At 65.3% G+C, this 21,314-nt stretch carries 22 protein-coding genes; 9 read left to right on the plus strand and 13 right to left on the minus strand.

The annotated features are described in order from the left end of the window. Positions 1-42: 42 nt before the first annotated feature. The 5 genes from HH302_RS10900 to HH302_RS10920 form a co-directional block, all read right to left on the minus strand. On the minus strand, positions 43-1,602 hold the full coding sequence (locus HH302_RS10900; protein ID WP_172202176.1) for a phospholipase D family protein: 1,560 nt from the start codon (positions 1,600-1,602) through the stop codon (positions 43-45). Continuing rightward, a complete protein-coding gene (locus HH302_RS10905; protein ID WP_172202178.1) occupies positions 1,590-2,303 on the minus strand; it encodes a DUF3047 domain-containing protein in 714 nt (237 codons plus the stop codon). The genes HH302_RS10900 and HH302_RS10905 overlap by 13 nt, the downstream gene beginning before the upstream one ends. A gap of 65 nt (positions 2,304-2,368) precedes the next feature. Beyond that, on the minus strand, positions 2,369-3,514 hold the full coding sequence (locus HH302_RS10910; protein ID WP_172202180.1) for a glycoside hydrolase family 5 protein: 1,146 nt from the start codon (positions 3,512-3,514) through the stop codon (positions 2,369-2,371). An 86-nt stretch (positions 3,515-3,600) separates the two neighbouring features. Then, on the minus strand, positions 3,601-4,869 hold the full coding sequence (locus HH302_RS10915) for an Nramp family divalent metal transporter (protein WP_172202182.1): 1,269 nt from the start codon (positions 4,867-4,869) through the stop codon (positions 3,601-3,603). 166 nt (positions 4,870-5,035) lie between these two features. Continuing rightward, positions 5,036-5,326: a hypothetical protein gene (locus tag HH302_RS10920; protein ID WP_216661866.1), complete on the minus strand. Its 291-nt coding sequence runs from the start codon at positions 5,324-5,326 to the stop codon at positions 5,036-5,038. Between the two features lie 195 nt (positions 5,327-5,521). Here HH302_RS10920 and HH302_RS10925 point away from each other — a divergent pair, with 195 nt between their 5' ends. Continuing rightward, positions 5,522-7,153: an alpha-amylase family glycosyl hydrolase gene (locus HH302_RS10925; RefSeq protein ID WP_216661867.1), complete on the plus strand. Its 1,632-nt coding sequence runs from the start codon at positions 5,522-5,524 to the stop codon at positions 7,151-7,153. A 48-nt stretch (positions 7,154-7,201) separates the two neighbouring features. Here the strand turns inward: HH302_RS10925 and HH302_RS10930 are convergent, their stop codons facing one another. Then, on the minus strand, positions 7,202-7,561 hold the full coding sequence (locus HH302_RS10930; protein WP_172202186.1) for a 50S ribosome-binding protein YggL: 360 nt from the start codon (positions 7,559-7,561) through the stop codon (positions 7,202-7,204). A gap of 385 nt (positions 7,562-7,946) precedes the next feature. Between HH302_RS10930 and HH302_RS10935 the strand changes: the two genes are divergently transcribed. Both HH302_RS10935 and HH302_RS10940 read left to right on the plus strand, forming a co-directional pair. After that, positions 7,947-8,381 carry a hypothetical protein gene (locus tag HH302_RS10935; RefSeq protein WP_172202188.1) on the plus strand — a complete coding sequence of 145 codons (435 nt, stop codon included), beginning with the start codon at positions 7,947-7,949 and terminating at the stop codon, positions 8,379-8,381. Positions 8,382-8,954: 573 nt separating this feature from the next. After that, the gene (locus HH302_RS10940) at positions 8,955-10,763 is read left to right on the plus strand and encodes a hypothetical protein (RefSeq protein WP_172202190.1); all 1,809 of its coding nucleotides are present in this window, start codon (positions 8,955-8,957) and stop codon (positions 10,761-10,763) included. A gap of 108 nt (positions 10,764-10,871) precedes the next feature. On the opposite strand, the gene HH302_RS10945 is transcribed toward HH302_RS10940, so the two are convergent. Next, positions 10,872-12,785, minus strand: coding sequence for an ATP-binding cassette domain-containing protein (locus tag HH302_RS10945; protein WP_172202192.1), 1,914 nt, complete (start codon positions 12,783-12,785; stop codon positions 10,872-10,874). A gap of 92 nt (positions 12,786-12,877) precedes the next feature. Between HH302_RS10945 and HH302_RS10950 the strand changes: the two genes are divergently transcribed. Both HH302_RS10950 and HH302_RS10955 read left to right on the plus strand, forming a co-directional pair. Then, positions 12,878-13,681, plus strand: coding sequence for a hypothetical protein (locus tag HH302_RS10950; RefSeq protein WP_172202194.1), 804 nt, complete (start codon positions 12,878-12,880; stop codon positions 13,679-13,681). Positions 13,682-13,735: 54 nt separating this feature from the next. Next, positions 13,736-14,521, plus strand: coding sequence for a DUF3108 domain-containing protein (locus HH302_RS10955; RefSeq protein WP_172202196.1), 786 nt, complete (start codon positions 13,736-13,738; stop codon positions 14,519-14,521). An 11-nt stretch (positions 14,522-14,532) separates the two neighbouring features. Here HH302_RS10955 and HH302_RS10960 read toward each other — a convergent pair whose 3' ends face one another. Both HH302_RS10960 and HH302_RS10965 read right to left on the minus strand, forming a co-directional pair. After that, a complete protein-coding gene (locus HH302_RS10960; RefSeq protein WP_172202198.1) occupies positions 14,533-15,864 on the minus strand; it encodes an ATP-binding protein in 1,332 nt (443 codons plus the stop codon). After that, positions 15,864-16,592, minus strand: a complete 729-nt coding sequence (locus HH302_RS10965; RefSeq protein WP_172202200.1) for a response regulator — start codon at positions 16,590-16,592, stop codon at positions 15,864-15,866. The genes HH302_RS10960 and HH302_RS10965 overlap by 1 nt, the downstream gene beginning before the upstream one ends. Before the next feature lie 221 nt (positions 16,593-16,813). On the opposite strand from HH302_RS10965, the gene HH302_RS10970 reads away from it, so the two are divergent. Beyond that, positions 16,814-17,053 carry a hypothetical protein gene (locus HH302_RS10970; protein ID WP_172202202.1) on the plus strand — a complete coding sequence of 80 codons (240 nt, stop codon included), beginning with the start codon at positions 16,814-16,816 and terminating at the stop codon, positions 17,051-17,053. 72 nt (positions 17,054-17,125) lie between these two features. Here HH302_RS10970 and can read toward each other — a convergent pair whose 3' ends face one another. After that, on the minus strand, positions 17,126-17,767 hold the full coding sequence (gene can / locus HH302_RS10975) for a carbonate dehydratase (protein WP_172202204.1): 642 nt from the start codon (positions 17,765-17,767) through the stop codon (positions 17,126-17,128). Between the two features lie 89 nt (positions 17,768-17,856). Here can and HH302_RS10980 point away from each other — a divergent pair, with 89 nt between their 5' ends. Together HH302_RS10980 and HH302_RS10985 are read left to right on the plus strand one after the other, a co-directional pair. Next, complete coding sequence (locus HH302_RS10980) at positions 17,857-18,183, plus strand: DUF1840 domain-containing protein (protein WP_172202206.1); 327 nt, start codon at positions 17,857-17,859, stop codon at positions 18,181-18,183. Further along, on the plus strand, positions 18,180-18,908 hold the full coding sequence (locus HH302_RS10985; RefSeq protein WP_172202208.1) for an ABC transporter substrate-binding protein: 729 nt from the start codon (positions 18,180-18,182) through the stop codon (positions 18,906-18,908). Before HH302_RS10980 ends, HH302_RS10985 begins: the two co-directional genes overlap by 4 nt. 6 nt (positions 18,909-18,914) lie before the next feature. On the opposite strand, the gene HH302_RS10990 is transcribed toward HH302_RS10985, so the two are convergent. Further along, a complete protein-coding gene (locus HH302_RS10990; protein ID WP_172202210.1) occupies positions 18,915-19,913 on the minus strand; it encodes a 2-hydroxyacid dehydrogenase in 999 nt (332 codons plus the stop codon). 29 nt (positions 19,914-19,942) lie between these two features. Further along, entirely contained in the window at positions 19,943-20,311 is a 369-nt protein-coding gene (locus HH302_RS10995) for a cupin domain-containing protein (protein WP_172202212.1), read from the minus strand. Positions 20,312-20,411: 100 nt separating this feature from the next. Between HH302_RS10995 and HH302_RS11000 the strand changes: the two genes are divergently transcribed. Continuing rightward, the gene (locus HH302_RS11000) at positions 20,412-20,603 is read left to right on the plus strand and encodes an oxidoreductase-like domain-containing protein (protein ID WP_172202214.1); all 192 of its coding nucleotides are present in this window, start codon (positions 20,412-20,414) and stop codon (positions 20,601-20,603) included. A 6-nt stretch (positions 20,604-20,609) separates the two neighbouring features. Here the strand turns inward: HH302_RS11000 and HH302_RS11005 are convergent, their stop codons facing one another. After that, positions 20,610-21,215 (minus strand): HD-GYP domain-containing protein, encoded by a 606-nt coding sequence (locus tag HH302_RS11005; protein WP_172202216.1) that lies wholly within the window; start codon positions 21,213-21,215, stop codon positions 20,610-20,612. Positions 21,216-21,314: the final 99 nt, after the last annotated feature.

The raw sequence follows: 21,314 nt of genomic DNA on the forward strand, positions 1-21,314 counted from the left end.
GTGAAGCGACGCCGGGCCCGGCTGTGCGCCGGCGCGCTTCGATCAGAGCTGCGATTCGATCGGCAGCAGGCCAAGGAACCACACACCGATACGGCGCATCAGGCCAACATCCGGCTCTTCGGTGCGCGTCAGTGCGCCGTCCGGCGTTTGTTCGATCCAGACCAGTTGCTTCTGGCCGTTCGCATCGGGTGCCAGCGCGAGCCGCCAGGCGACGGCATCGAGATTGTTTTCCAGCCCTTCGGCCATGCGGCGCGTCATGTCCGCGCTGTCGCAGAGCAGGCCGATCTCGGTGTTGAGTTCGATCGATCGCGCGTCGAGGTTCAAGGATCCGATGAACACGGCGTGCCGGTCGAACAGGAAGGTCTTGGCGTGCAGCGATGCGCGCGACGCGCCGAAAAGCTTCTTCTTCTTGTCCTTCGCTGCTTCGATGGCGGTGGGCTTGAGTTCATAGAGCCGCACGCCAGCCTCAAGCAGCGCCTCGCGATAGCGCTTGTAGCCCGAGTGCACCGCGCCGACGTCGCTGGCTGCGAGCGAGTTGGTCAGGATGGTGACCTTCACGCCGCGATCGGTGAGCTTGCGAAACCAGGCAACGCCGGCGTCACCTGGGATGAAGTAGGGCGACACCACGAACAGGTCGGTGCGCACCTCGTCGCCGATGTTGCCGAACTGGGTCAGCAGGGTGCCTTGTGCCTGCCCGGGTGCATGCTGGATCTTGTCCGGGTCGTCGTGCAGCAGCCGCGCTTTGCCCCAGAACCACTGGCCGTCGCGCTCGTCCGTCACGCGTGCAACCTCTGCGGCAAGACCCTGGACATAAGGGCTTTCGTTTTCTGCCGCTACGAAGGCATCGAGTGCCGCGCGGGTACTTGCAAGCGCCGCTGCGTCGCCAGCGCGCCCGGCGAGCGCTGCGATCGGCAACGAGGCCGCGGCGTTCCAGAAACTGTCGAAGCTGGCCGAGACCTCCGGCACCACCGGGCCGAGCGTCAGCACGTCGAGGTCACCAAAGGCGACATCGCTGCCGGCATCGAAGTACTCGTCCCCGATATTGCGACCACCGAGAATGGCGGCCTGGTTGTCGGCGATGAAGGCCTTGTTGTGCATGCGCCGGTTCGTGCGCGAAAAGTCCGACGCCATGCCCAACATGCGGAAACTGCGGTTGGCGACCGGGTTGAAGAGCCGGATCTCGATGTTGGGATGGGTGTCGAGCGCCAGCAGCACGTCGTCGTCGGCGCCGGTGCCTACATCGTCGAGCAACACCCGCACCCTCACGCCACGGTCCGCGGCGTCGATCAGCGCATGGGCGAGATGGCGGCCGGTCAGATCGTCACGCCAGATGTAGTACTGCAGGTCGAGCGTGCGCTCCGCCGCCTTGGCAAGCGCGAGCCGTGCGAGCAGCGCGTCGACGCCGTCTGGCAAGGGGCGGAAGGCATTGCTGCCGGCGTGGGCGCCGGTCAGCGTTGCCGACGCTCGGCCCAGCCGCGTCGTGGCGGTGTCGGTCGCTGCATGGGATTCGTTGCGCGCGATGTCGGTCGGCAGGCTGGCGCAGCCACCCAGCGCCAGCGCGATGGCGAGCAGGGCGGCGCGCAGTCCGGTCAGCGGCCGCATTCGAAGGCGAGGTCCGCGTAGTCGCCGGCCGCCTTGGCGCCGGTGTTGTCGGTGTCGCTCATCACGGCCACGCCGAGCACCGGGCCCGGTTCGCTGCCCCAGGCGCGGCGGTAGTCGGCCGCCACATCGCGCGACAGGGTTTGCCATTGGCCCAGCGTGCCCGGTGCGATCGCGATCATCTTGACCTGGCTGCTGTGTGCCGAGGGCACCACCGTGTCATTCGCGATCTTGTCGCTCCAGGTGTACATCAGCACCGCGTAGGGCACGCTCTTGCCAAGCAGGGTTTTGGCACGCTTGAAGCGCTTCTGCTCCTCCTCGGGCAGTGTGCTGACGTCGCCGTCGAACGCCACGATCACACGCAGCGGGGCGTCTTCCTTCTTCTTGTCACGGTTGTCGGCGCCGGGTACCGCGGCGTCTGTCTTCCAGCGCCATCGCAGCAGCGGTGGCGCGGCGACCGGGCGCGCGAAGGCGTTGACGAAGTACGAGGCCGAACCATCGGCATCGGCATGCAGCACCTTGGTGCCGCCGTCGTCCGCCACGCTGTACTTGGTGTCGCGTTTGGTCTTCGACAGCGGCCGGTGTGCCCAGCCGGGCTGGTCGAAGCCCAGCTTGCGCGGGGCGCAGGGTGCGTCGGCGAGCGCGGCGCCCGCGAAGCATCCAAGGATCAGGACAAGCAGCGACTTGCGAAGGGCAGCGGGCATGCGGAACTCCGATCGTTGGCGGAACGCCGGCATCTTGCACCGGATCGCTCGCCCATGCATCCCGCTCAGCGGGCCAGCTTGTCGCGCAACAAATCGATCAGGGCCTGGTTGGCCTTATCCGGATTGATCGGCGTGCCATAGCCGTAGTACAGCGCAAAGTGGTCCTCGTGGTAGCTGTGCCAGGTCCAGGGCAGGTTCGCGGCCTCGGCGAGGTCGATCATGTCCGCCGCCCAGGCCAGGCCGTTGCGATTGGCTTCAAAGGCAGCACGGATCAGCCCGAACTCGCCGAGATAGAGCGGCACACCCTGGCGCGCGCCCCAGTCGAGGTAGCGCTTGAAGCCGGTGGTGATCTCCGAGTGTCGTTGCGGCCCCCACTGCCCGCCCTCCACACGGGCCATGCCGGCCCAGGGCGCATGGGTGTGGGTGAAGGCGAAGGGTTCGTAGAAGTGGAAGGTGTAGACGACGTTGGGGTCGCTGATGGTGACGAAGTTCATCTCGGCATCGTTGTCCCACTTGCTGGCGACGGCATTCACGCGCTCGACGATCACGCTGTGGCGGCGATCGACTTCGCGGATCGCGTTGGCGGTGCGCTGCGCGAGTTGCTGCCATTGCTGCTTGCCGCGCGGCACGACGGGTTCGTTGAGCAAGTCATAGCCGGCGATGACCGGTTCGTCGGCATAGCGCGCGGCGATCGCCCGCCACAGCGCAACGAAGCGGTCCTGGTTGGCCGGCTGCGACCACAGCGCGCCGCCTTCGCCGAGCGACTGGAAGCCGCCCTGCGGGACGTGGAGATTCAGGATCAGGTAGATGCCGTGCGCGCGCGCCCAGGCGACGTTGCGATCCAGCCAGTCCCAGCCGCTTTGCTTGTATCGGAACGGCGCGGTGTCGTCTTCCAGCGTGCCGTAGTAGAGGTAGAAGCGCACCAGGTTCATGCCCATGTCGCGCAGCCGCGCGTAGTCGGCCTCGCCGTGGTGGGTCGTCGGAAGCGGGTTCTTCGAGTACACCTCGTTGCCGAAGGCCATGCCGCGCAGCCGCACCGGGCCGCCTGCTTCATCCACCCATTGCGTGCCGGCCGCGTGCAGGAAGCGGTGCGGCCCCGTTGTTTCGGGTAGGGCATGTTTGCGCGAGGGCTCAGCAGGCGGCGGGTAGTCCGGTGTGCTGGCGCACGCCGACAAGGCAAGCAGCAGAAGGGCAGCGAAGAGACGGGGCATCGGTGGGGTCTCGGCTCACGAGGCGCCCATCTTCCCGCCCCGCCACGGCGATGCATAGCGCCCCGCTGTGGCTTTGCTGACCCAGCTCAGAAGCAGGCGGCAACGAGGTAGAGGTCGAGCAGCACGATCAGCGTGGTCGCCGCGATCAGGGCTGCCTTCGCGAAGCCGCTGAGCGCCAAGCGCCCCATCAGCGTGCCGCGGCACGCCAGCCAGGTGAGCGGCACCAGCGCGAAGGGCAGAGTAAGCCCGAGTACGACCTGGCTCAGCACCAGGAGGCCGTCGGGGTCGCCCACGCCGCGCCAGGCCATGAAGGCGAGTGCGATGCTCACGGCTGCCAGGCGCGTCATGATGCCGCGATGGCGCTCAGAGCCGGCGTCGCCGCGGAAGCCGCGCGTCAGCGCGCTGCCGGCCATCACACCGGTGATCGCCGAACTCTGCCCCGCCGCGTAGAGCGCCACGCCGAAGGCGATCGCAGCGAGCGGGCCGAGCTGGTCGCGCATCGCGCTGTAGGCCCCATCGAGGCTGCTGACGTTGGCACCGCCGGCGAAGGACGCGGCGGCCACGATCATGATGGCCCCATTGATCGCCATGGCCAGCGTCAGCGAAACCAGCGTGTCGTTGCGCGTCACGCGCAGTGCGTCGATTTGCGCTGTGTCGTCGAGGCCCTGCGCACGGTGCGCGATCTCGCTGCCGTGGAGGTAGAGGTTGTGCGGCATCAGCGTCGCCCCGACGATGCCGAGCGCGATCATCAGACCTTTGGGGTCGGCCAATGCAGTACCGGTCTGCGCCACACCCTGCGCCGCCGCGCCCCAGTCCGGCCCGATCTTCACCAGCAGCAGCAGGAAGGCCAGCGCGACCACGGCCACCAGCGCGCTGACGAGCTGCTCATGTGCGCCACTGCGCAGGCGTGACACCGCCAGCACGCTGATCGTGCCGATCGCGGTGAGCACCACCCCCAGCGGCAAGGGCAAGCCCAGCAACAGCTTGAGCGCAATGCCGCCACCCACCAGTTCCGCCAGCGCGGTTGCGAGAATCGCGGCTTCTCCGGCAAGCCAGGCCACTTTGGCGAGTGGCGTGGGCAAATGGCGGCGTGTGAGGCTTGCAAGGTCTTCACCGGTGGCCAGCGCAAGCCGCGCCACGAGCACCTGAAAGCCCATCGCGAGCACGCTGGCGAATACCACGACGGCGAGTAGCCGATAGCCGAAGCCCGCACCGCCGGCGATGTCGGTCGCCCAATTGCCCGGATCCATGTAGCCAACCGCGACCATCAGCCCGGGGCCGACCATGCGGCGCAGCGTCGCGGGCGGCAAGTTCGCTTGGCGGCTGCCCGATATGGCAAGAATCAGCTGGGTCATGCAACGGCTCTGGACGGTTTGGTCTAGGCGACAGTGTCGCGTGCCGCCCGAGGCCCGGTCGAATTGCATCTTGCTGTTGTGGCGATTGATCAGTGCTATCGCTACAAATAGAAACGAGCCGGACTCGCTATCGAGTCCGGCTCGTCCTGGCAGCTTGTTCAGGTAGTTACTTTTTCTGCGTGTCGGTGCTGGCCGGCGTTGCAGGTGCCTTGGTGGCCTTCACCTTGTGCGTCTTGGCCTTCTTCGTCGGCGCGGTCGTCTTGGCCGGGGTGGTCGCGGCGGTGGCTTCACTTTGCTTGGCCGGCGCGGCTGCTTCGGTCTTCGTCGTCTTCGCCGGTTCGGCGGTCTTCACCATCGGTGTTGCAGTCGGCGCGGTCTTCGCGGCGGGCGCCGCATCGGCAGCAAACACGCCGGCAGCGAAGGTCAGGGCGGACACTGCAAGGATCAGCTTCTTCATGGTCATTCTCCGGTTGTTGGCTTGGTTCGGCGACTCGTCATCGAGTGCACGACCGCATTCTGCAAACCGCCGGCTTAAGCCTTGATTAGCGAGGCTTAAGCGGAAATGAAGGCCTCCTTCACGGAAAGCTGCACAAAGCCGATCGTCATAATCCAGCGCCACCTATACTGACGTCCCCCGTTGATGGAGTGCGTCATGAGATCGTGTCGTCGTTCCCTGATTCTGGCTCTGCTCGCGAGTGCCCTTATGGCCGCTTGCGGCGGTGGTAGCGATGCCAGCAAAGTTGAGCCGCAAAGCGGCCAGCTGGACTTATCGCCGGTCGCGGTGGCGGCGAGCCCGAGTGCGCTGCCAGACGGGTGGTATCGCGATGCCGTGTTTGTCGAGATCTACGTGCGCGGCTATCAGGACAGCGATGGCGATGGCCAGGGCGACATCGACGGCCTGATCTCACGTCTGGACTACCTCGCCGAACTCGGCGTGAAGGGCATCTGGCTGATGCCGGTGTTTGCGTCCGGCGATCACGACCATGGCTACGGCGTTGCCGACTACCGCAAGATTGAAACGGAATTCGGCGGCGAAGCAGCACTCAAGCGCCTGATTGATGCCGCCCATGCGCGCGGCATCGGCGTACTGCTCGACTATGTGATGAATCACAGTTCATCGAGTAACCCGCTGTTCCACGATTCGACCTATGGCCTTGAGAACAAGCGCGACTGGTACATGTGGCGCCGCGAAGATCCCGGCTGGTCGTGGTGGGTGCCCAGCCCCTGGCGCCGGCTCAACAACGCGTACTACTACGCGCCCTTCGACGTGGCGATGCCGGACTTCGATCTGACGAACGAGGCGGTGGTGAGCTATCACATTGCCTCGATGCGCAAATGGCTGAACCTCGGCGTCGATGGTTTCCGCATGGATGCGGTGCAGAACTTCATCGAAAACGATTACCTGACCGAGAACCAGCCCGAGACCTTCGCGCTGCTCAAGCGTCTTCACGACGAACTCGACAAGTACCCGAACCGTTTCATGGTTTGCGAAGACGTGCCGGCACCGGAATATGCGGCGCAAAACGGTTGTGGATCGGCGTTCTTCTTCGGCCTGCATTCGGCCCTGGTGGCCAGCGCACGCGACGGCGTCGTCGACAGCAAACTCGGCGCCTACCTGGCGAGCCCGGCACTGCCGCAGATGTCCACGATCCTGACGAATCACGACACCTTTGCCGGCGACCGCTTGTTCAACCAATTCGGCGGAGACGAAGCGAAATACAAGCTCGCGATCGCATCGCTCCTGACCTTGCCAGGTACGCCCTTCATCTACTACGGCGACGAGATCGGCATCAGCCTAGCGACCAAAGAGTCCGGAAGCGCAATCAACCATGACCACCAGCTGCGTCCGCCGATGAGTTGGACCGCGGATGCGAAGACCGCCGGCTTCACCACCGGCAGCCCCTTCCGCAGCCTTGCCGACAATTCGGCCGCGTACAACGTCGCGTCGCAGCACGCCACGGGCGGTTCGATCTACGCGACCTACAAGCAGCTGATCGCCTTGCGCAACGGGGAAGCTGCGCTGCGGCGTGGCGACATCACGCCAATCGCGAGCGGGAGTGCGTCCGTACTTGCATTCACACGGGTGCTCGGCGGCGAGAAACTGCTTGTCGTCATCAACTACGGTGACGCGGCAGCCGAGCTCAGTCTGACCACGCCGGGCGGCAACGCCACTTGGAACAACCGTTATCCGGGTAGCGCCGCGTCACTGATCTCGGATGCGACCGGGGTGGTGTCCTTCAAACTTCCAGCCAGGAGCGCGCAGGTCTACAAGCTGGCGCCCTGAAAAGCCCTAAGGGGCGCCACGCAACCAGCGGTGGCGCCCATGCGTGGCTCAGCGCCAGGCGTCGAACATCGGGCCGACTTCGATGGTGGCCACTTCAGCGCGCGCGCTGAACCAACCCTCCACCGCTGCGCGGTTGGCTTCGCTCGGCGAGCCGCGGTCGCGAGAGGCGACGCTGCCGAAGATCGCGCCATCTTCCTCAAGGCGCGCCATACCGCCGACGATCGGGCCGGTGTCACCGACAAAGCGGCCGAAGGCCTCGGAGAAATGGGCGAACTCGCTGGCGGACAGCGGCGCATGCGTCGCCAGCCGGAACGCGAAGACGAACTCCTGGAATTCGCCGACGCGGATCTTCTTGCGTTGGCGGCGGTTCATTCCACGGATGCGGGTTCGGGTATTGGCGTGGGGCATGGCAGATCCTTCGCGTTGACGCGGCAAAGCCCGGGCACACCGGTGGGTGTGCAGGGCGGGTGGTGCGGGATGGCGCATCGGCGGGCCGGGTAGGCCGCGCCAGAGGGCAATCGGTGTCCGAGCGGGAACCGAACTGAGGAGGGCCGGTGACCGGCGCGGCGCGGGGCCCGACGATCAGCGAACGGCCTCTGAGCGATCGTTGCTGCGGGCGCCATTATCGCCCGGATTCGTGCCCGTAACGGGAGCCATCGCAACTTGCCGGCAGCCGCCCGACTGAACCGCCTGCACGGGCCCGGCACCGCCGATGACGTGGGCATCGGGTAGACTCCGCCTCAGGCGGCGCGCAGGCGTATGCGTGGCCCGCCCGATGAACGGAATCGCACACATGCATGCAGCCAGATTGACCTTGCTCGCGCTGACCGCAGCGCTCACCAGCCCGATCGCACAATCCGCCACACCCAATACGGTGTGGCAGAACGGCGGCATCACGATGTCGCTCTACGGCCCGGATTCGGCCAACGAAGCGCAACAGAACTGCATCAACAACCGGCTTCAGCCCTTGGTTCGCCAGATGCGCGATGAACGCCTCAAACCGGTTGGCGAGGCGTTGAACTTCAACCACCCGACCGTGCTCGCGTTGATGGACGGTGCCAGTGTGAAGGTGGTGCCGGTGGTCGGCGGCCGCACCGAATACTGGTTTCCGCTCAAGCCCGACGCGAAGTCGGTGATTGTGCGTCGTAACGGCATCAACTACGAGGGCGTCGCGAGCGCCGAACGCACGCCGCTGCCGGATCTGCAGGGCTGCCTGGCTGGCCGCTGACAAAGCGCCCGGCGACTGCCGCAAGCCTGCCGCCTACACCTCGCCGATCTCTTCCAGCTCGGTGTGGATTTCCAGCCAGCGTAGTTCGCCGTCGTCGATCAGCGTTGTCAGTTCGCCCTGGCGTTTGAGCAGGGTCTGGATCTGCGCGTTGTCGGTGCTGCCGTTTTAGAGCGCGGGGTCGGCTAGGCGGGCGTCGAGCAGTTTCCTTTCGCCGTCAAAGCTTCTTCACCAGCGGGCGACGGCGAGAGGGCGCCACACTTCCGGCTGGGCGAATCCCCTCTTCGTTCGCGAACCGCCGCGAGGCCTGGCATTCAATTCAGTGAGAGGCTGCGCCGGGTTTGAGGTTCCATTAGCCAAGTCTCCCTCTTTTACGGGTTTGGGCTGCCCATCGCTCATTTGTCGCAGCGGTTTGCCAATGTAAGTTCCCCCGCGAAGTTTACGTTTCGTGCAAAGACCGGGCGGAATACACGTTGCAATGACAGCAAGTTGATGCACAGCCCAAGTATTGGATCGATCATCCGGTTCAACGCTGCTGCGTTCCCAGCGAGCAAAGAGATAACGAAGGAGATGTGGATGTTCTGTCACGTCGGCACGTGCCGGATTTTGGCGATAGCGGCACTTTTGGCGTTGGCTGCCTGCGGAGGGGGCGAAGGTGCGTCTACGCCCGTTGTCTTACCCCCAGCAATCACCAGCCAGCCTCAGGCGATGGGCGATGGCACCGGAAGTACGGTCCAATTCCGAGTTGAAGCGTCGGGAGGAGAGCTCGCTTACCAATGGCAAAAGGCGAGCGGCAAGAACGCCGCGTTTGTCGACATTCAAGGCGCCACGGCTGCCACACTCAGCGTCGTAGCCTCTGGGGATGCCGACGGCACTTTGTATCGTGCCGTAGTCACCAATCCTGCTGGTCGGACGATCAGCGACGCGGCCACACTGACAGTTTTCTTTTCGGCGCGGGCGCTTTCGGTAGGGGCCCCGGCCGTGAGCTGGCGTATTCCAGGGACGACCGAGTTAGTCTCCCTCTCATCCTCGGATATCGGCACCACCGACTGGATTGATCGGTTACCTGATTTCGGCCCGGTTGACACCGTACTTGCTGCAGACGGTAGAGCACTCGTTCGCTGGAGTGCCATGACTGGCTCGGAGTATCCAAGAGATCCATTTCCCCACCGCGAGGTCTTTGTTTCGCGTGGTCCGTCGGGCAGTTGGTTTCCGGCCGAGCAACTCGACGTGACAATGTGGATGCCGAGGCTCGTTGCAAATGAGTCTGGCTGGGTTTCAATGTTCAAGCAGGATATGCGTCTAACCTCCTACTGGCGGTCCACTGTAACGGCCAAGGCGCAGCAGATCGGACCGGGAGTTGGCGCGCAGCTTCTGGCGTCCAGCGAACTCGAAATTCCCGACGAAAATAGTGGGGCGTGGATTGCATCGGATGGAACCCAGTTTGTGAGATGGGCGCCCGCAGCGATCCGCGATCGGGATACCTACCTTCAGGTCATCTCCCCGGAGGGAATCGCATCGCCGGCTCAGAGTATTCTTTCATCGTCCGGGAACGTTGATGCGCCAGCATTTTCAGAAAGCGCTTGGGAAGATCGAGCTGACGCGTTGCCAATTGTCTGGAAAGACGTCGCTGATAACTCGATAAACGTCAAGTTTCTCGCGCCGTATCTAAATAGCATCAGCGATACGGGCAAAATGGCGCGGCTGCCGAGCAACGCTGTGTCCTGTGGCAAAAACCGTGTTTTTCACAACGGTGCGCTGACGGTCGCGATTTGGGCTGAGTATGACGGTAAAAGCGCTATTGAATTCTGTCCCCTTCATGTGTCCGTTCTTGATCAGCGCAATCATCGCCAATTGTCATACGATCAAGTTGTGAACGACGCTACGTCGACCGTAACAGGCCCAGTATGGGTGAGCATCGACTCGGTGGGTAATCTCGAAGTGCTATGGGTTAGCGAGCGGTGGCAGCGCGTGCTTATGCACAGTCACACCTCCGTTCCGGATCCGGAACGCGCGACCAGTGGTTCGAATGCATTGGTTTGGTCCGTTCCGCAGACCTTGAAGGACGATAATGGGGAAACAATCTCGCCTTTACGCCTTGATCGGCGGGACCCTGTGATACGTACTGGACCCGCGGGCCACATCGCGATTGCCTTTCCCAAGCCCCATGATCGGCTGGCGCTAAAGATCTATACGCCGGGACAGGGGTGGAGTGCGGATAAGCATTTTGCGACGGGCTACGTTGACATGCTTGGAAGCGGAAATCTGGCTTTGGATCGGTCAGGGAAGGTACTGGCGACCTACTTTGCGGCTACGGTTCTGAATTCCTTCACCGGTGCAGTGGATCACAAGAGGCGCACGCTGATGGCCGCTGTAATCGAATGACGTCCCCGGAGGGGGACGAGATGCAATGCGAATTCGGACGAGTGAAAGGCCGCGTGGTTTTCCAGTGCGGCCTTTCTCGTTGATATGTTCTTGCCAATCCGCCCTGGTTCAGACTTCGCCGATCTCTTCCAGCTCGGTGTGGATTTCCAGCCAGCGTAGTTCGCCGTCGTCGATCAGCGTTGTCAGTTCGCCCTGGCGTTTGAGCAGGGTCTGGATCTGCGCGTTGTCGGTGCTGCCGTTGTAGAGCGCAGGGTCGGCGAGGCGGGCGTCGAGCAGCTTCTTTTCGCCGTTCCAGCCTTCCATCTTGCGTTCGAGTTGCTCGAGCTCCTTCACCAACGGGCGGCGGCGGGCGATCTTGGCTTGCCGCTCCGCCTTCTCGTCGGCGCGTGCCTGCAGGCGTTCGGCCTTGTCCTGCGCGGCGACCTGGCAGGCGTTGGCCGCGGCGGTGCGGGCGCGGCGCGCCTCAAGCCAGGCGAGGTAGTCGTCGAGATCACCGTCGAAGGGCTCGACCTTGCCATCGGCGACCAGCAGGAAGGCGTCGCACACCGTGCGCAGCAGCGCGCGGTCGTGCGACACCAGCACCATGCTGCCCTCGTATTCGGCAAGCGCCTTGGTCAACGCGTGGCGCATTTCTAGGTCGAGGTGGTTGGTCGGCTCGTCCAGCAGCATCAGGTTGGGCTGGCCGCGCACCAGCAGCGCCAGTGCGAGTCGCGCCTTCTCGCCACCCGAGAAGGGCCCGATCGGCGTGTCGGCCATCGTGCCGCGGAAGTCGAAACCGCCAAGGTAATTGCGCAAGTCCTGCTCGCGTGTTTGCGGCTCGCGGCGGATGAAGTGGGCGAGCGGCGATTCGTCCTCGCGCAGCTGTTCGAGCTGGTGCTGCGCGAAGTAGCCGACCGCGAGCCCCCGCGCTTCGGTGCGGGTGCCGCCAAGCGGCGAAGTGTCGCCGGCGAGCAGCCGGATCAGGGTGGATTTGCCGGCGCCGTTCGGCCCCAGCAGGCCAATGCGCATGCCGGGCCGCAGCGTGAGCTTCACATGTTCCAGCACGCGCTTGTCGCCGTAACCGGCGGCGATGTCCTCAAGTACCAGCATCGGGTCCGGCGCCCGCTCGGGTGCCGGGATCGTGAAATCGAAGGGTGTGTCGACATGCGCGGCGGCAATGCGCTCCATCCGATCGAGCGCCTTGATCCGGCTTTGCGCCTGGCGGGCCTTGGTGGCCTTTGCACGGAAGCGGTTGATGTAGCTTTCCAGATGCGCCACTTCGCGTTGCTGGCGCTCGAACATCGATTGCTGCTGCGCTAGCTGCGCCGCCTTCTGGCCCTCGAAGTCGCTGTAGTTGCCGGTGTAGAGCGTCAGTCGCTGGTCGGCCAGATACAGCACATGGTCCACCGTGCCGTCGAGGAAGTCGCGGTCGTGCGAGATCAGCACCAGCGTGCCGCGATAACCGGCCAGCCATTTTTCCAGCCACACCACGGCATCCAGGTCGAGGTGGTTGGTCGGCTCGTCGAGCAGCAGCAGGTCGGAGCGGCACATCAGCGCTTGCGCGAGGTTCAGGCGCATCCGCCAGCCACCCGAAAAGCTCGCCACCGGGCGTTCGATCTCGTTCGGCAGGAAGCCGAGGCCATCGAGCAGCGCGGCCGCGCGGGCGCGGGCGCCATAGGCGTCGATCTCGAGCAGCCGGGCGTGGATCTCACCGATGCGGTGGCCGTCGTGCTTCTCCTCGGCCACCTTCAGTTCGGCCTCAAGCCGGCGCAGCTCGGCGTCGCCGTCGAGCGCGTACTCGATCGCCGGCTGGTCCAGCGCCGGGGTTTCCTGCGCCACATGCGCGATGGTCCAAGTTGCCGGCATCTCGAGGTCGCCCGACTCGGCATGCAGCAGCCCGCGCAGGGCCGCAAACAGCGTCGATTTGCCGCTACCGTTGGCGCCGACCAGGCCGATTCGCCAGCCGGGGTGGATCTGCAGGCTGGCGCCGTCGATCAGGCGCTTGGCACCGCGGGCGATGACGAGGTTGCGGAAGAGGATCATGGGAAGGCCGGGCAGCGAAAACCCACAATTGTAACGGCGCGCTGCGCTGCAAAATCGGCTATCGTTCTGCCTCCCCGATTCCGTCTCTTCGCATGTCGCGTTCCGTCACGCCCCTTCTGCTCGCCCTATGCCTGTTTGCCACGCCGGCCTTGGCCGAAGACGAGGGCTCGGCACGCGACAAGGCCGATCGCCAGCAGGCCGAAAAATTGCGCGCCGAGGCCGCGGGCGAGTTCGCGACCATCGAGCGTGATCGCCTTAGCGGCGAGGCCGAGTGCGCAAAGAAGATCCTCGTCAATCGCTGCCGAGATCAGCTGCATGAAGCCTTGGTCGAACGCCGCAAGGCTGTCCGCGAAAAGGAAATCGCCGCGAGCCGGCTCGAGCGTGCGGTCAAGGCGCGAGAAGTTGCCGCACGCGAAGCGGAGCGCGAAGCCGGGCGGCCTGAGCGCGATCGAAAGCAGGTGCAGGAAGCTGAACAGAACCGGGCGGACGATGTGAAGCGCCGCGCCGATATCGCCAAACGCCAGGCCGAACACAATCAGCGCTTGGCGGATGCCCCGGTGCGTGCGCAAACGGAGCTCGCCGGAAGGGCCGCGAAGGATGCGGCGCTCGCGGAGAAACGCACCAAGGATGCCGAGGCGGCTGCCAAGCGGGCCAAGCAAGCAGAGATCGACAGACAGCACTACGAGAAGAAGCGCCAGGAATACGAAGCCAAGCGCGCAGCGAAGGCCGGTGCGGGCAAGCCGGATTTGCCGCCACTCGAAGAGCAGGGCGGTGGCGCGCCGAAAGGCGCCGCACCGCCGCCACCACCACCGGCGGGCAATGTGCCCGCGCAGACGCCGGCACCGGCTGCGGGCGACGGCGCGCCGCCACCGCCACCGCCACCACCCGCGATCTAACGCGCACTCACCTACTCCAATTCACTGGGACAAGTCGTTTGTCCCCGAACCGATATGAAGCTCAAATACTTGATCTGTGGCGCCATGGCCGCGGCTGCGGCCGTTTCCGGCCAGGCACAGACGGTCAATTTCTCCGCCCACTACGACATCAGCGCCGCGGTGGATGCAAAACGCGCCAAGGATCATCCGGACATGGCGCGCTACGCAGAGAAGATGATCGGCATGTTCGGCGGCGCTATCCCGGTGGGCGGCGTGACCGATACCGTTGCGTTGACCCCGACCACCTATCGCATCACCTCCAGCGGTAAGGCCGCCATGGCGATCTCGGCGGTGCTGCCCGGTGACACCCTGGTTCGTACCAGCGAAGGCACGGCCGGCGGCGGCGCTTACCTGACGTCGCGCCGTTTCTCCGAGACCCGCGGCAACGGTCAGCCACGTCTGGTGACGCTCGATTACGGCCAGAAGATCGCGGCGTACTACAAGGGCGGCAAGATCACCAAGCGTGAGGCGATCAAGTACCGTACCGCGGATGTCGCGGCGCTGCCCTACCTGTTCTACAAGCAGCCGCTGCCGAAGGCCGAGACCACGATTGCGGCGACCGACGGGATTTCGACGCGCCTGATGAGCTTCGTGCCCGGCAAGGACGTTGTGAAGCTCGGCGGAGCCACGATTCCCGCCGTCAAGCTGACGCGCAAAGCCTACAACCGCGACGATGCAATGATCGAACTGTGGCTGCGCGAGAGCGACGGCTTCCCGCTGCGCGTGCGGCTCGACCTGAACGCCAAATATGGCGTGGTATTCGATCAACGCTTGACCGCGCTGCCGGCGCTGCCCCGCTGAGGGGGCTTCGTTCAGCCTGCCGCGATCTTTACTTCCGCTTCCAGTCCGCCATCCGGATGGTTGCGCAGCTTCAGGCGCCCGCCCTGGGCGTTGACGAGGTTGGCGGCGATCGCGAGTCCGAGACCGGTGCCGCCGGTTTCGCGTGAGCGCGAGCCTTCGAGCCGGAAGTAAGGTTTCAGCACGTTTTCCAGCTGGTCGGGCGGAATGCCGGGGCCGTGATCGCGCACCCGCACCGCGATCTCGCCGCCCTGGCGGCTGACGCTGACCTCGGCGTCACCGCCGTACTTCACGGCGTTGTCCATCAGGTTCAGGAATACCCGCCGCAGGGCGTTGGCCCGTGCGGGGATGATGATGCCGGCCTCGCCCTTGAATGCCACCCCTTGCCCGGTGTCGCGGGCGTCTTCGCACAAGCTGTCGAGCAGGGCCGAAAGGTCGATCCGTTGTGCCTGTTCCTGTGCATCCACACTGCGGGCGAAGTCGAGGCCTTCGTCGATTAGCGACTGCATGGCGCCCAGATCCTCGCTGAACTTGTTGCGCAGCGCGTCCTCGTCGATCAACTCCAGCCGCAAGCGCATGCGCGTGAGCGGTGTCTTCAGGTCGTGTGCGATCGCGGCCAGCATCTGCGTGCGCTCATCGATCTGGCGGCGGATCTGCGCCTGCATCGTGTTGAAGGCATGTGCGGCGTCGCGCACTTCGGTGGGGCCGTTCTCGTCCAGCGGCTTGCGCCGCAGGTCGCGCCCGAGCCCGGTGGCGTGCTCGGCCAGGGCACGCAGCGGCCGGGTGGCGATGCGTACCGACAGCCACGCAAGCACCACCAGCATCGCGATGCCGATCACCCAGGGTACCCAGTCCGCGTCGCCGATCTTGATCCAGCGCGTCGTGTATTCGACCCGCACCGGTTGCCCGTCCGCGAGCGCCAGTTCGGCCGCGAAACGTTTGGCGAGATCCTTGCAGTCCGGCATCACGTCGGGCGTGCAGGGCGGCGGCGGCAGCGCCTCGAGGCTGACCTTGCCCGGCGCGCGGCGAATCCCGCGCGCGAGTTTCTCGCTCAACGCCGGCTCGACCTCGGCGCCGTTGCCGATCTGTGCCGGAAAGCTGACCGCCAGGCGCTCGAAGGAAATGCCGGCGGCCGCCTGTGGGCGCGCTTCGCGCGGTATTGCATCGAGCACCCGCACGACATCGCTGATGCGTTCGATCGCCGAGGTGCGGCCGAGCTGCTCCAGTTCGTTGATGTAGAGCTTCTCGATCACCCAGCGCGACAGGAAGGTCGCCGCCACGATGCCACCCGCCATCAGGAAGAAGATGCGGACCGCAAGTGACTTCGGAATCAGGCGCAGCTGCATCAGGCGGCCTCGGTTTCGACCGGCACTGCGAAGACATAGCCCTCGCTGCGCACCGTCTTGATCAGTCGCGGGCTGCGGGCATCTTCGCCAAGCCGCGTACGCAGCCGACTGACCTGAAGGTCGATCGAACGGTCGAAGGGGTCGGCGTCGCGTCCCTTGGTCAGATCCATCAACTGGTCGCGATTGAGTACGCGGCCGGGGTGGGTCAGGAAGGCGTTGAGCAGGCGGAACTCGGCGCCGGAGAGCGGCACCAGCACACCATCGGGGGACGTCAGCTGGCGCGTCTCGACCGCCAGGTGCCAGCCCTCGAAGCGGAAGTTGCGCGCCCCCGGGGTGCTCAGGTTGGTCGGCAGGGCCTGCGCGCGGCGCAGCACACTGCGGATGCGCGCGAGCAGTTCGCGTGGCTCGAAGGGCTTGGGCAGATAGTCGTCCGCGCCCATTTCCAGGCCCAGGATGCGGTCCACCGGCTCGCCACGCGCGGTCAGCATGATCACGGGCGTGCGATCGCCGGTGCCGCGCAGCGTGCGACAGAGTGAGAGGCCGTCCTCGCCGGGCATCATCAGGTCAAGCACGACAAGGTCGATGCGTGAGGCTTCCATCACTTCGCGCATCTGGCGGCCTTCGCCAGCGAGGCTCACACGGCAACCGTTGCGGCCCAGATAGGCGGCGAGCAGGGCACGGATCTCGCGATCGTCGTCGACGATCAGGATGTGGGGAATCTGTTCCATGCTGCGTTTATACCGCCAAGCGCGGTGCTCCGACAGCCACGCGGTAACACCAGTTGTCGCTCGGCGAGCGCGACACAGAACGATACACGGCGCACGGTCACCGACATGGTGCCGACATGTGGCCGGGTTCAGATGCCGACCTGCGCGGTACCGCTCTACCCCGAGTCCTCCCGCCGCGCGGCCGAAGCCCGTCCGGCGGTACGGGCAGAAACGAGGAAGCCATGAAATCCACAGTCTTGCTGCTGGCCGCCCTGCTGGCGGCTGGCGCCGCGCATGCCGCGGAGCAACGCCCGCGCCCGGCCAAAGCGCCGATCACCTTGCCCCTTCAAGCCGATGCGCCGGTGCCGCGCATCGTGGTGGTCGGGCATCGCAGCCCCGCTGCGCAAGCGCGCCTGAGTGCGGAGAAACCTGTCGCGGTGGCGCAGGCGAAGGCGCGTCGCGATGCGAACTGCCGGGGGTGACGCGGCGCGCCCACCCCTTCTGAAGCGTGCCCTTGGCCGAGCCGCCGCCCACGAGGCGGGCTCGGCTTCTTTTTATGCGCTGCCGACCGCCGCGAGGTAGGCGTCGCGCAGGTCGCGTTCGCGTCCGATGCTCATGTCCAGATCGCGCACCAGACCATCCTGCAGGCCATAGCACCAGCCGTGCACCGTGACCGGCTGGCCGCGTTGCCACGCATCCTTCATGACCGTCGTCTGCGCAATGTTGACGACTTGCTCGACGACGTTCAGCTCGCACAGCCGGTCGACCTTGGCTTTGTCGTCGTCGATCGTGGCGAGTTGGTCGCGATGTTTGTCGCGCACGTCCTGCACATGGCGCAGCCAGTTATCCACCAGCCCAAGGCGCAGATCGTTCAGTGAAGCCTTGATGCCGCCGCAGCCATAGTGACCGACGACCAAAATGTGCTTCACACGCAGCACGTCGACGGCATACTGCAGCACTGACAGGCAGTTCAGATCGGTGTGCACCACCAGATTGGCGACGTTACGGTGAACAAACACTTCACCCGGCGCGAGGTCTACGATCTGGTTGGCGGGCACGCGGCTGTCGGAACAGCCGATCCACAGGTATTCGGGGTTTTGCTGGGCGACCAGACGCGAGAAGTATTCAGCGTCCTCCGCGACCATCTCGCGGGCCCATTCCTGATTTCGTTCAAGCAGTTGGTCAAGTCGTTTCATGTTGGCGGCCAGAGCGGGGGGATGCGCGATTTTACCCGGCTGCGGCCGCCCTGCCTGCACCGCAACAAACAGCGCAACAGGAGGGCAGCATGTCCATCGTTACATTCAAGTCCCGCGCAGCGGGCGACGTCATCATGTTCGGCAAGGTTGCGCGCGTTCTGCTGGAAGTCATTGGCAAGGATCCGGACGACGCCCGAGGCATCGTCACCGTTGCACAGTTGCCGGGCGCGATTGCTGCACTGCGTGAAGCGGTGGCCGCGGACAAGGCGCGTACGCCGGCACCCATGGACGAGGCCGACGACGAGGAAGCGCCGCGGGGCATGGATGGCCCGGTTGCGCTGTGGCAGCGAGCAGCGCCGTTGATCGAGCTGATGCAATACTCGCTGGCCGAGGAACAGCCCGTTATCTGGGAATGATGCGCAGGCTACTGCTTGCACTGCTGCTGCTCTTCGGCGCCTTGCGCGCCGTGGCGGCCGATGACGTGCCAACCCTCACCGTGGTTGGCGACGCGGCGCCGCCCTTTCGCATCTTTGCCGGCGCGGAGCCCCGCGGCATCTATTTCGACCTGATCAAGCGCCTTGCGCAGCGCGTCGGTTGCCGTTTGCGTTTTGTCGAAGTGCCGCCGGCGCGGGCACTCGCGATGATGCGGCAAGGTGAGGCCGATCTGATGATCGGCCTGCTGCTGACGCCCGAGCGCGCCACTTTTCTGCACTACCTGCAGCCGAACCTGCCTCCGGTGGACAAGCGCTTCCTCGTGCGCCCCGACGGCCCGCGGATCGAGCGCTACGAGGATCTGGCCAAGCTGCAGATTGGTGTCGAGATGGGCAAGTCCTACTCGCCCACCTTCGACCACGATGCAAAACTCAGCAAGGATGTCTCCGACAACTACGCCGCGGCCCTGCGCAAGTTGCGGGCCGGCCGCATCGATACCGTCGTGATCCCCGAGGCCGAGGCGGACTGGATGATGCGCGAAATGCAGTTGCATTTCGACAAGGCGCCCTATCGCATCGTAGGCCAGCCCACCTACCTCACGCTGTCGCGCGCATCACCGCACCAACGCCTGCTGGCACCGCTTGAGCAGGCGCTGAGCGAACTGGCGGCCGCCGGCGAGTTCGCTGCCCTGATGCAGCGCTATCGCTGATATCGCTCAGCTGCTGCGCACCTCGTTCGCGAGCGCCTCGCCGCGCGCGAAGGCACTGGCGTTGCCGAGCGCGGTGCTGGCAATCGCGGCGAGCGCTTCCCGCGTCAGGAAACCCTGGTGCGATGTGATCAGCACATTGGGGAAGGTCATCAGGCGGGCCAGCGTGTCGTCCTGCAGCGGCTGGTCGGACAGGTCGTGGAAGAACACGCCTTCTTCCTGTTCATACACATCGAGGCCGACGCCGCCGATCTGCCCGGTCTTCAGGCCGTCGATCAGGGCCTGGGTGTCGATCAGGCCGCCGCGGCTGGTGTTGGCGATCACCACACCGCGCTTCATCTGGGCGATCGCGGCTGCGTCGATGATGTGGTGGCTTTGCTCGCTCAGCGGCAGATGCAGCGAGATCACGTCCGCTTCCGCCAGCAGCCGGGCCAGCGACACATACTCGAAGCCGATGTCGGCCGCCACCGCGGGGTTCTCGTACGGGTCATAGGCCAGCAGCTTGCAGCCGAAGCCCTTGGCGATACGTAGTGCGCACTGGCCGATGCGGCCCGCGCCCAGCGCCGCGTAGGTCTTGCCGTGCAGGTTGAAGCCTTCGAGGCCGTCGAGCGAGAAATTCTGTTCGCGCACCCGGTTGTAGGCGCGGTGCGTCTTGCGGATCAGTGTCAGCAGCAGTGCGAAGTTGTGTTCCGCCACCGCTTCGGGCGAATACGCCGGCACGCGCGTGACCTTGATGCCCAGGCGTTCAGCCGCGGCGATGTCGATGCCGTTGTAGCCGGCGGCGCGCAGCGTGACCAGCTTGACGCCAAAGCCCGCCAGCTTGGTCAGCACGCGCTCGCCAAGGCGGCAATTGACGAAGGGGCACACGGCATCGAAACCCTGCGCGAGGTCGGCAGTCTTGCTGTGCAGGCGCTCCTCGAAGAACTCCAGCTCATGTTCGCCGGCCGCATTGGCTTCGTTGAGCGCGCGCTCGTCGTAAGGGTGGGTATCGAAAACGGCAATTCGCATCGGGGCCTCCGGGGGGTGAGGAATCTGACTTATTTGCGGGCGTCGCGGTCGACCACGACGAAGTGTTTGCGTACTGCTTCGAGCACCTCGAAGCTGCCTACAAAGCCGGCCGGGATCACGCCTGCATCGCCCGGCCCGAATTCGCGTGCGGCACCGGCGGTATCCGCGATCCGGATCCGCCCCTCCAGCACATGGAAATACTCCTCCTTGCCGGCCGGGAACGCGATCCGCCATGCGCCGGGTTCGCACGCCCAGATGCCGGCACTGGTCTGGCCGTCGGCGCTTTCGTGCAGCGTCCAGGTCAGGCGGGCCGGGTTGCCGCGGATCAGGCGGTCCGGCCGTGGCCGGTCGGGCGTCGGGGTGGGGAGTGGGTCGGCGAAGTGGGTCAGGGTAGGCATGGCGGAGAGGGCAGGGCGGCGTTGTACTCAGGTTCGGGCAAGGGCGGATGGCAGTGCAGGGCTGTTACATTGCTCGGCATCGATTTCTAGATTCTGTTCCATGCGCACGCACGACGACGACCCCTTCGATCCGATGCCCGAGCCGCCTGAACCGCCGCACGACGGCGAGTGCTGCGAAAGCGGCTGCGGCGATCAGTGTGTGTGGAACCGCTACAACGAGTCGCGTGCCGAGTTCGAACGGGCGATCACCGCCTGGCGCGCGCGGCATCCGGCCGACGCGCACTTTCCGTAAAACACCCTACATCGCCCGCAGCGGGCTGTGTTCGATCAGTGCTGCGAAGCGGTCGAACAGCCACGGGTCAAGCTTGCGGCCGCGCTCGGCCTCCAGGGTTTCCATCGTGTGGTGATGCGGGCGCGCATCGCGATACACGCGTCGTGTCGCAATCGCATCGTAGCTGTCGGCCATCGCGATGATGCGCGACACCACCGGGATCGACTCGCCTGCGATGCGGTCCGGGTAGCCCTCGCCGTTGAACTGTTCGTGGTGATGGCGGATTGCGAGCCCCACCGCATCCGCGTGGTCGAGCCCGAGCGTCGAGAGAATCCGCTGACCGCGCTCCGGATGCGTGCGCATCACCGCCCAGCCCGCGGCATCGAGCGGGCCCGGGTTGTGCAGTACCTCATCGGGCACCCCCAGCTTGCCGATGTCGTGCAGGCAGGCCGCCACATGCAGCACGCGCAGTTCAGTGCGGCTCAGCTTGCAGGCGGTGCCGAGCATGTCAGCGAGCGCCACGACGCGTTCGCAATGCGCACGGGTGCCTTCGTCACGTTCGCCCAGCGCAGTGGCCAGGGTGCGCGCAACACGCAGGGTAATCGGTACATGAGAACGGCGGTCAGGGGGCATGGGTGGCGCGGGGGAGTGAGGCCAGCAGCGAGATTACACCGGCTTGGCGCCCGCGCGAATGCTAGCCCGACACAGCACCGCGGGAGGATAATGCCGGCG

The sequence above is a fragment of the Niveibacterium sp. COAC-50 genome (assembly GCF_013184235.1).
Taxonomy (GTDB): domain Bacteria; phylum Pseudomonadota; class Gammaproteobacteria; order Burkholderiales; family Rhodocyclaceae; genus Niveibacterium; species Niveibacterium microcysteis.

Bases quoted from the DNA above. Each gene is read 5' to 3' on its own strand.
- HH302_RS10900 (WP_172202176.1), bottom strand. From the start codon at position 1,602: ATGCGGCCGCTGACCGGACTGCGCGCCGCCCTGCTCGCCATCGCGCTG.
- HH302_RS10905 (WP_172202178.1), bottom strand. From the start codon at position 2,303: ATGCCCGCTGCCCTTCGCAAGTCGCTGCTTGTCCTGATCCTTGGATGC.
- HH302_RS10910 (WP_172202180.1), bottom strand. From the start codon at position 3,514: ATGCCCCGTCTCTTCGCTGCCCTTCTGCTGCTTGCCTTGTCGGCGTGC.
- HH302_RS10915 (WP_172202182.1), bottom strand. From the start codon at position 4,869: ATGACCCAGCTGATTCTTGCCATATCGGGCAGCCGCCAAGCGAACTTG.
- HH302_RS10920 (WP_216661866.1), bottom strand. From the start codon at position 5,326: ATGAAGAAGCTGATCCTTGCAGTGTCCGCCCTGACCTTCGCTGCCGGC.
- HH302_RS10925 (WP_216661867.1), top strand. From the start codon at position 5,522: ATGAGATCGTGTCGTCGTTCCCTGATTCTGGCTCTGCTCGCGAGTGCC.
- HH302_RS10930 (WP_172202186.1), bottom strand. From the start codon at position 7,561: ATGCCCCACGCCAATACCCGAACCCGCATCCGTGGAATGAACCGCCGC.
- HH302_RS10935 (WP_172202188.1), top strand. From the start codon at position 7,947: ATGCATGCAGCCAGATTGACCTTGCTCGCGCTGACCGCAGCGCTCACC.
- HH302_RS10940 (WP_172202190.1), top strand. From the start codon at position 8,955: ATGTTCTGTCACGTCGGCACGTGCCGGATTTTGGCGATAGCGGCACTT.
- HH302_RS10945 (WP_172202192.1), bottom strand. From the start codon at position 12,785: ATGATCCTCTTCCGCAACCTCGTCATCGCCCGCGGTGCCAAGCGCCTG.
- HH302_RS10950 (WP_172202194.1), top strand. From the start codon at position 12,878: ATGTCGCGTTCCGTCACGCCCCTTCTGCTCGCCCTATGCCTGTTTGCC.
- HH302_RS10955 (WP_172202196.1), top strand. From the start codon at position 13,736: ATGAAGCTCAAATACTTGATCTGTGGCGCCATGGCCGCGGCTGCGGCC.
- HH302_RS10960 (WP_172202198.1), bottom strand. From the start codon at position 15,864: ATGCAGCTGCGCCTGATTCCGAAGTCACTTGCGGTCCGCATCTTCTTC.
- HH302_RS10965 (WP_172202200.1), bottom strand. From the start codon at position 16,592: ATGGAACAGATTCCCCACATCCTGATCGTCGACGACGATCGCGAGATC.
- HH302_RS10970 (WP_172202202.1), top strand. From the start codon at position 16,814: ATGAAATCCACAGTCTTGCTGCTGGCCGCCCTGCTGGCGGCTGGCGCC.
- can (WP_172202204.1), bottom strand. From the start codon at position 17,767: ATGAAACGACTTGACCAACTGCTTGAACGAAATCAGGAATGGGCCCGC.
- HH302_RS10980 (WP_172202206.1), top strand. From the start codon at position 17,857: ATGTCCATCGTTACATTCAAGTCCCGCGCAGCGGGCGACGTCATCATG.
- HH302_RS10985 (WP_172202208.1), top strand. From the start codon at position 18,180: ATGATGCGCAGGCTACTGCTTGCACTGCTGCTGCTCTTCGGCGCCTTG.
- HH302_RS10990 (WP_172202210.1), bottom strand. From the start codon at position 19,913: ATGCGAATTGCCGTTTTCGATACCCACCCTTACGACGAGCGCGCGCTC.
- HH302_RS10995 (WP_172202212.1), bottom strand. From the start codon at position 20,311: ATGCCTACCCTGACCCACTTCGCCGACCCACTCCCCACCCCGACGCCC.
- HH302_RS11000 (WP_172202214.1), top strand. From the start codon at position 20,412: ATGCGCACGCACGACGACGACCCCTTCGATCCGATGCCCGAGCCGCCT.
- HH302_RS11005 (WP_172202216.1), bottom strand. From the start codon at position 21,215: ATGCCCCCTGACCGCCGTTCTCATGTACCGATTACCCTGCGTGTTGCG.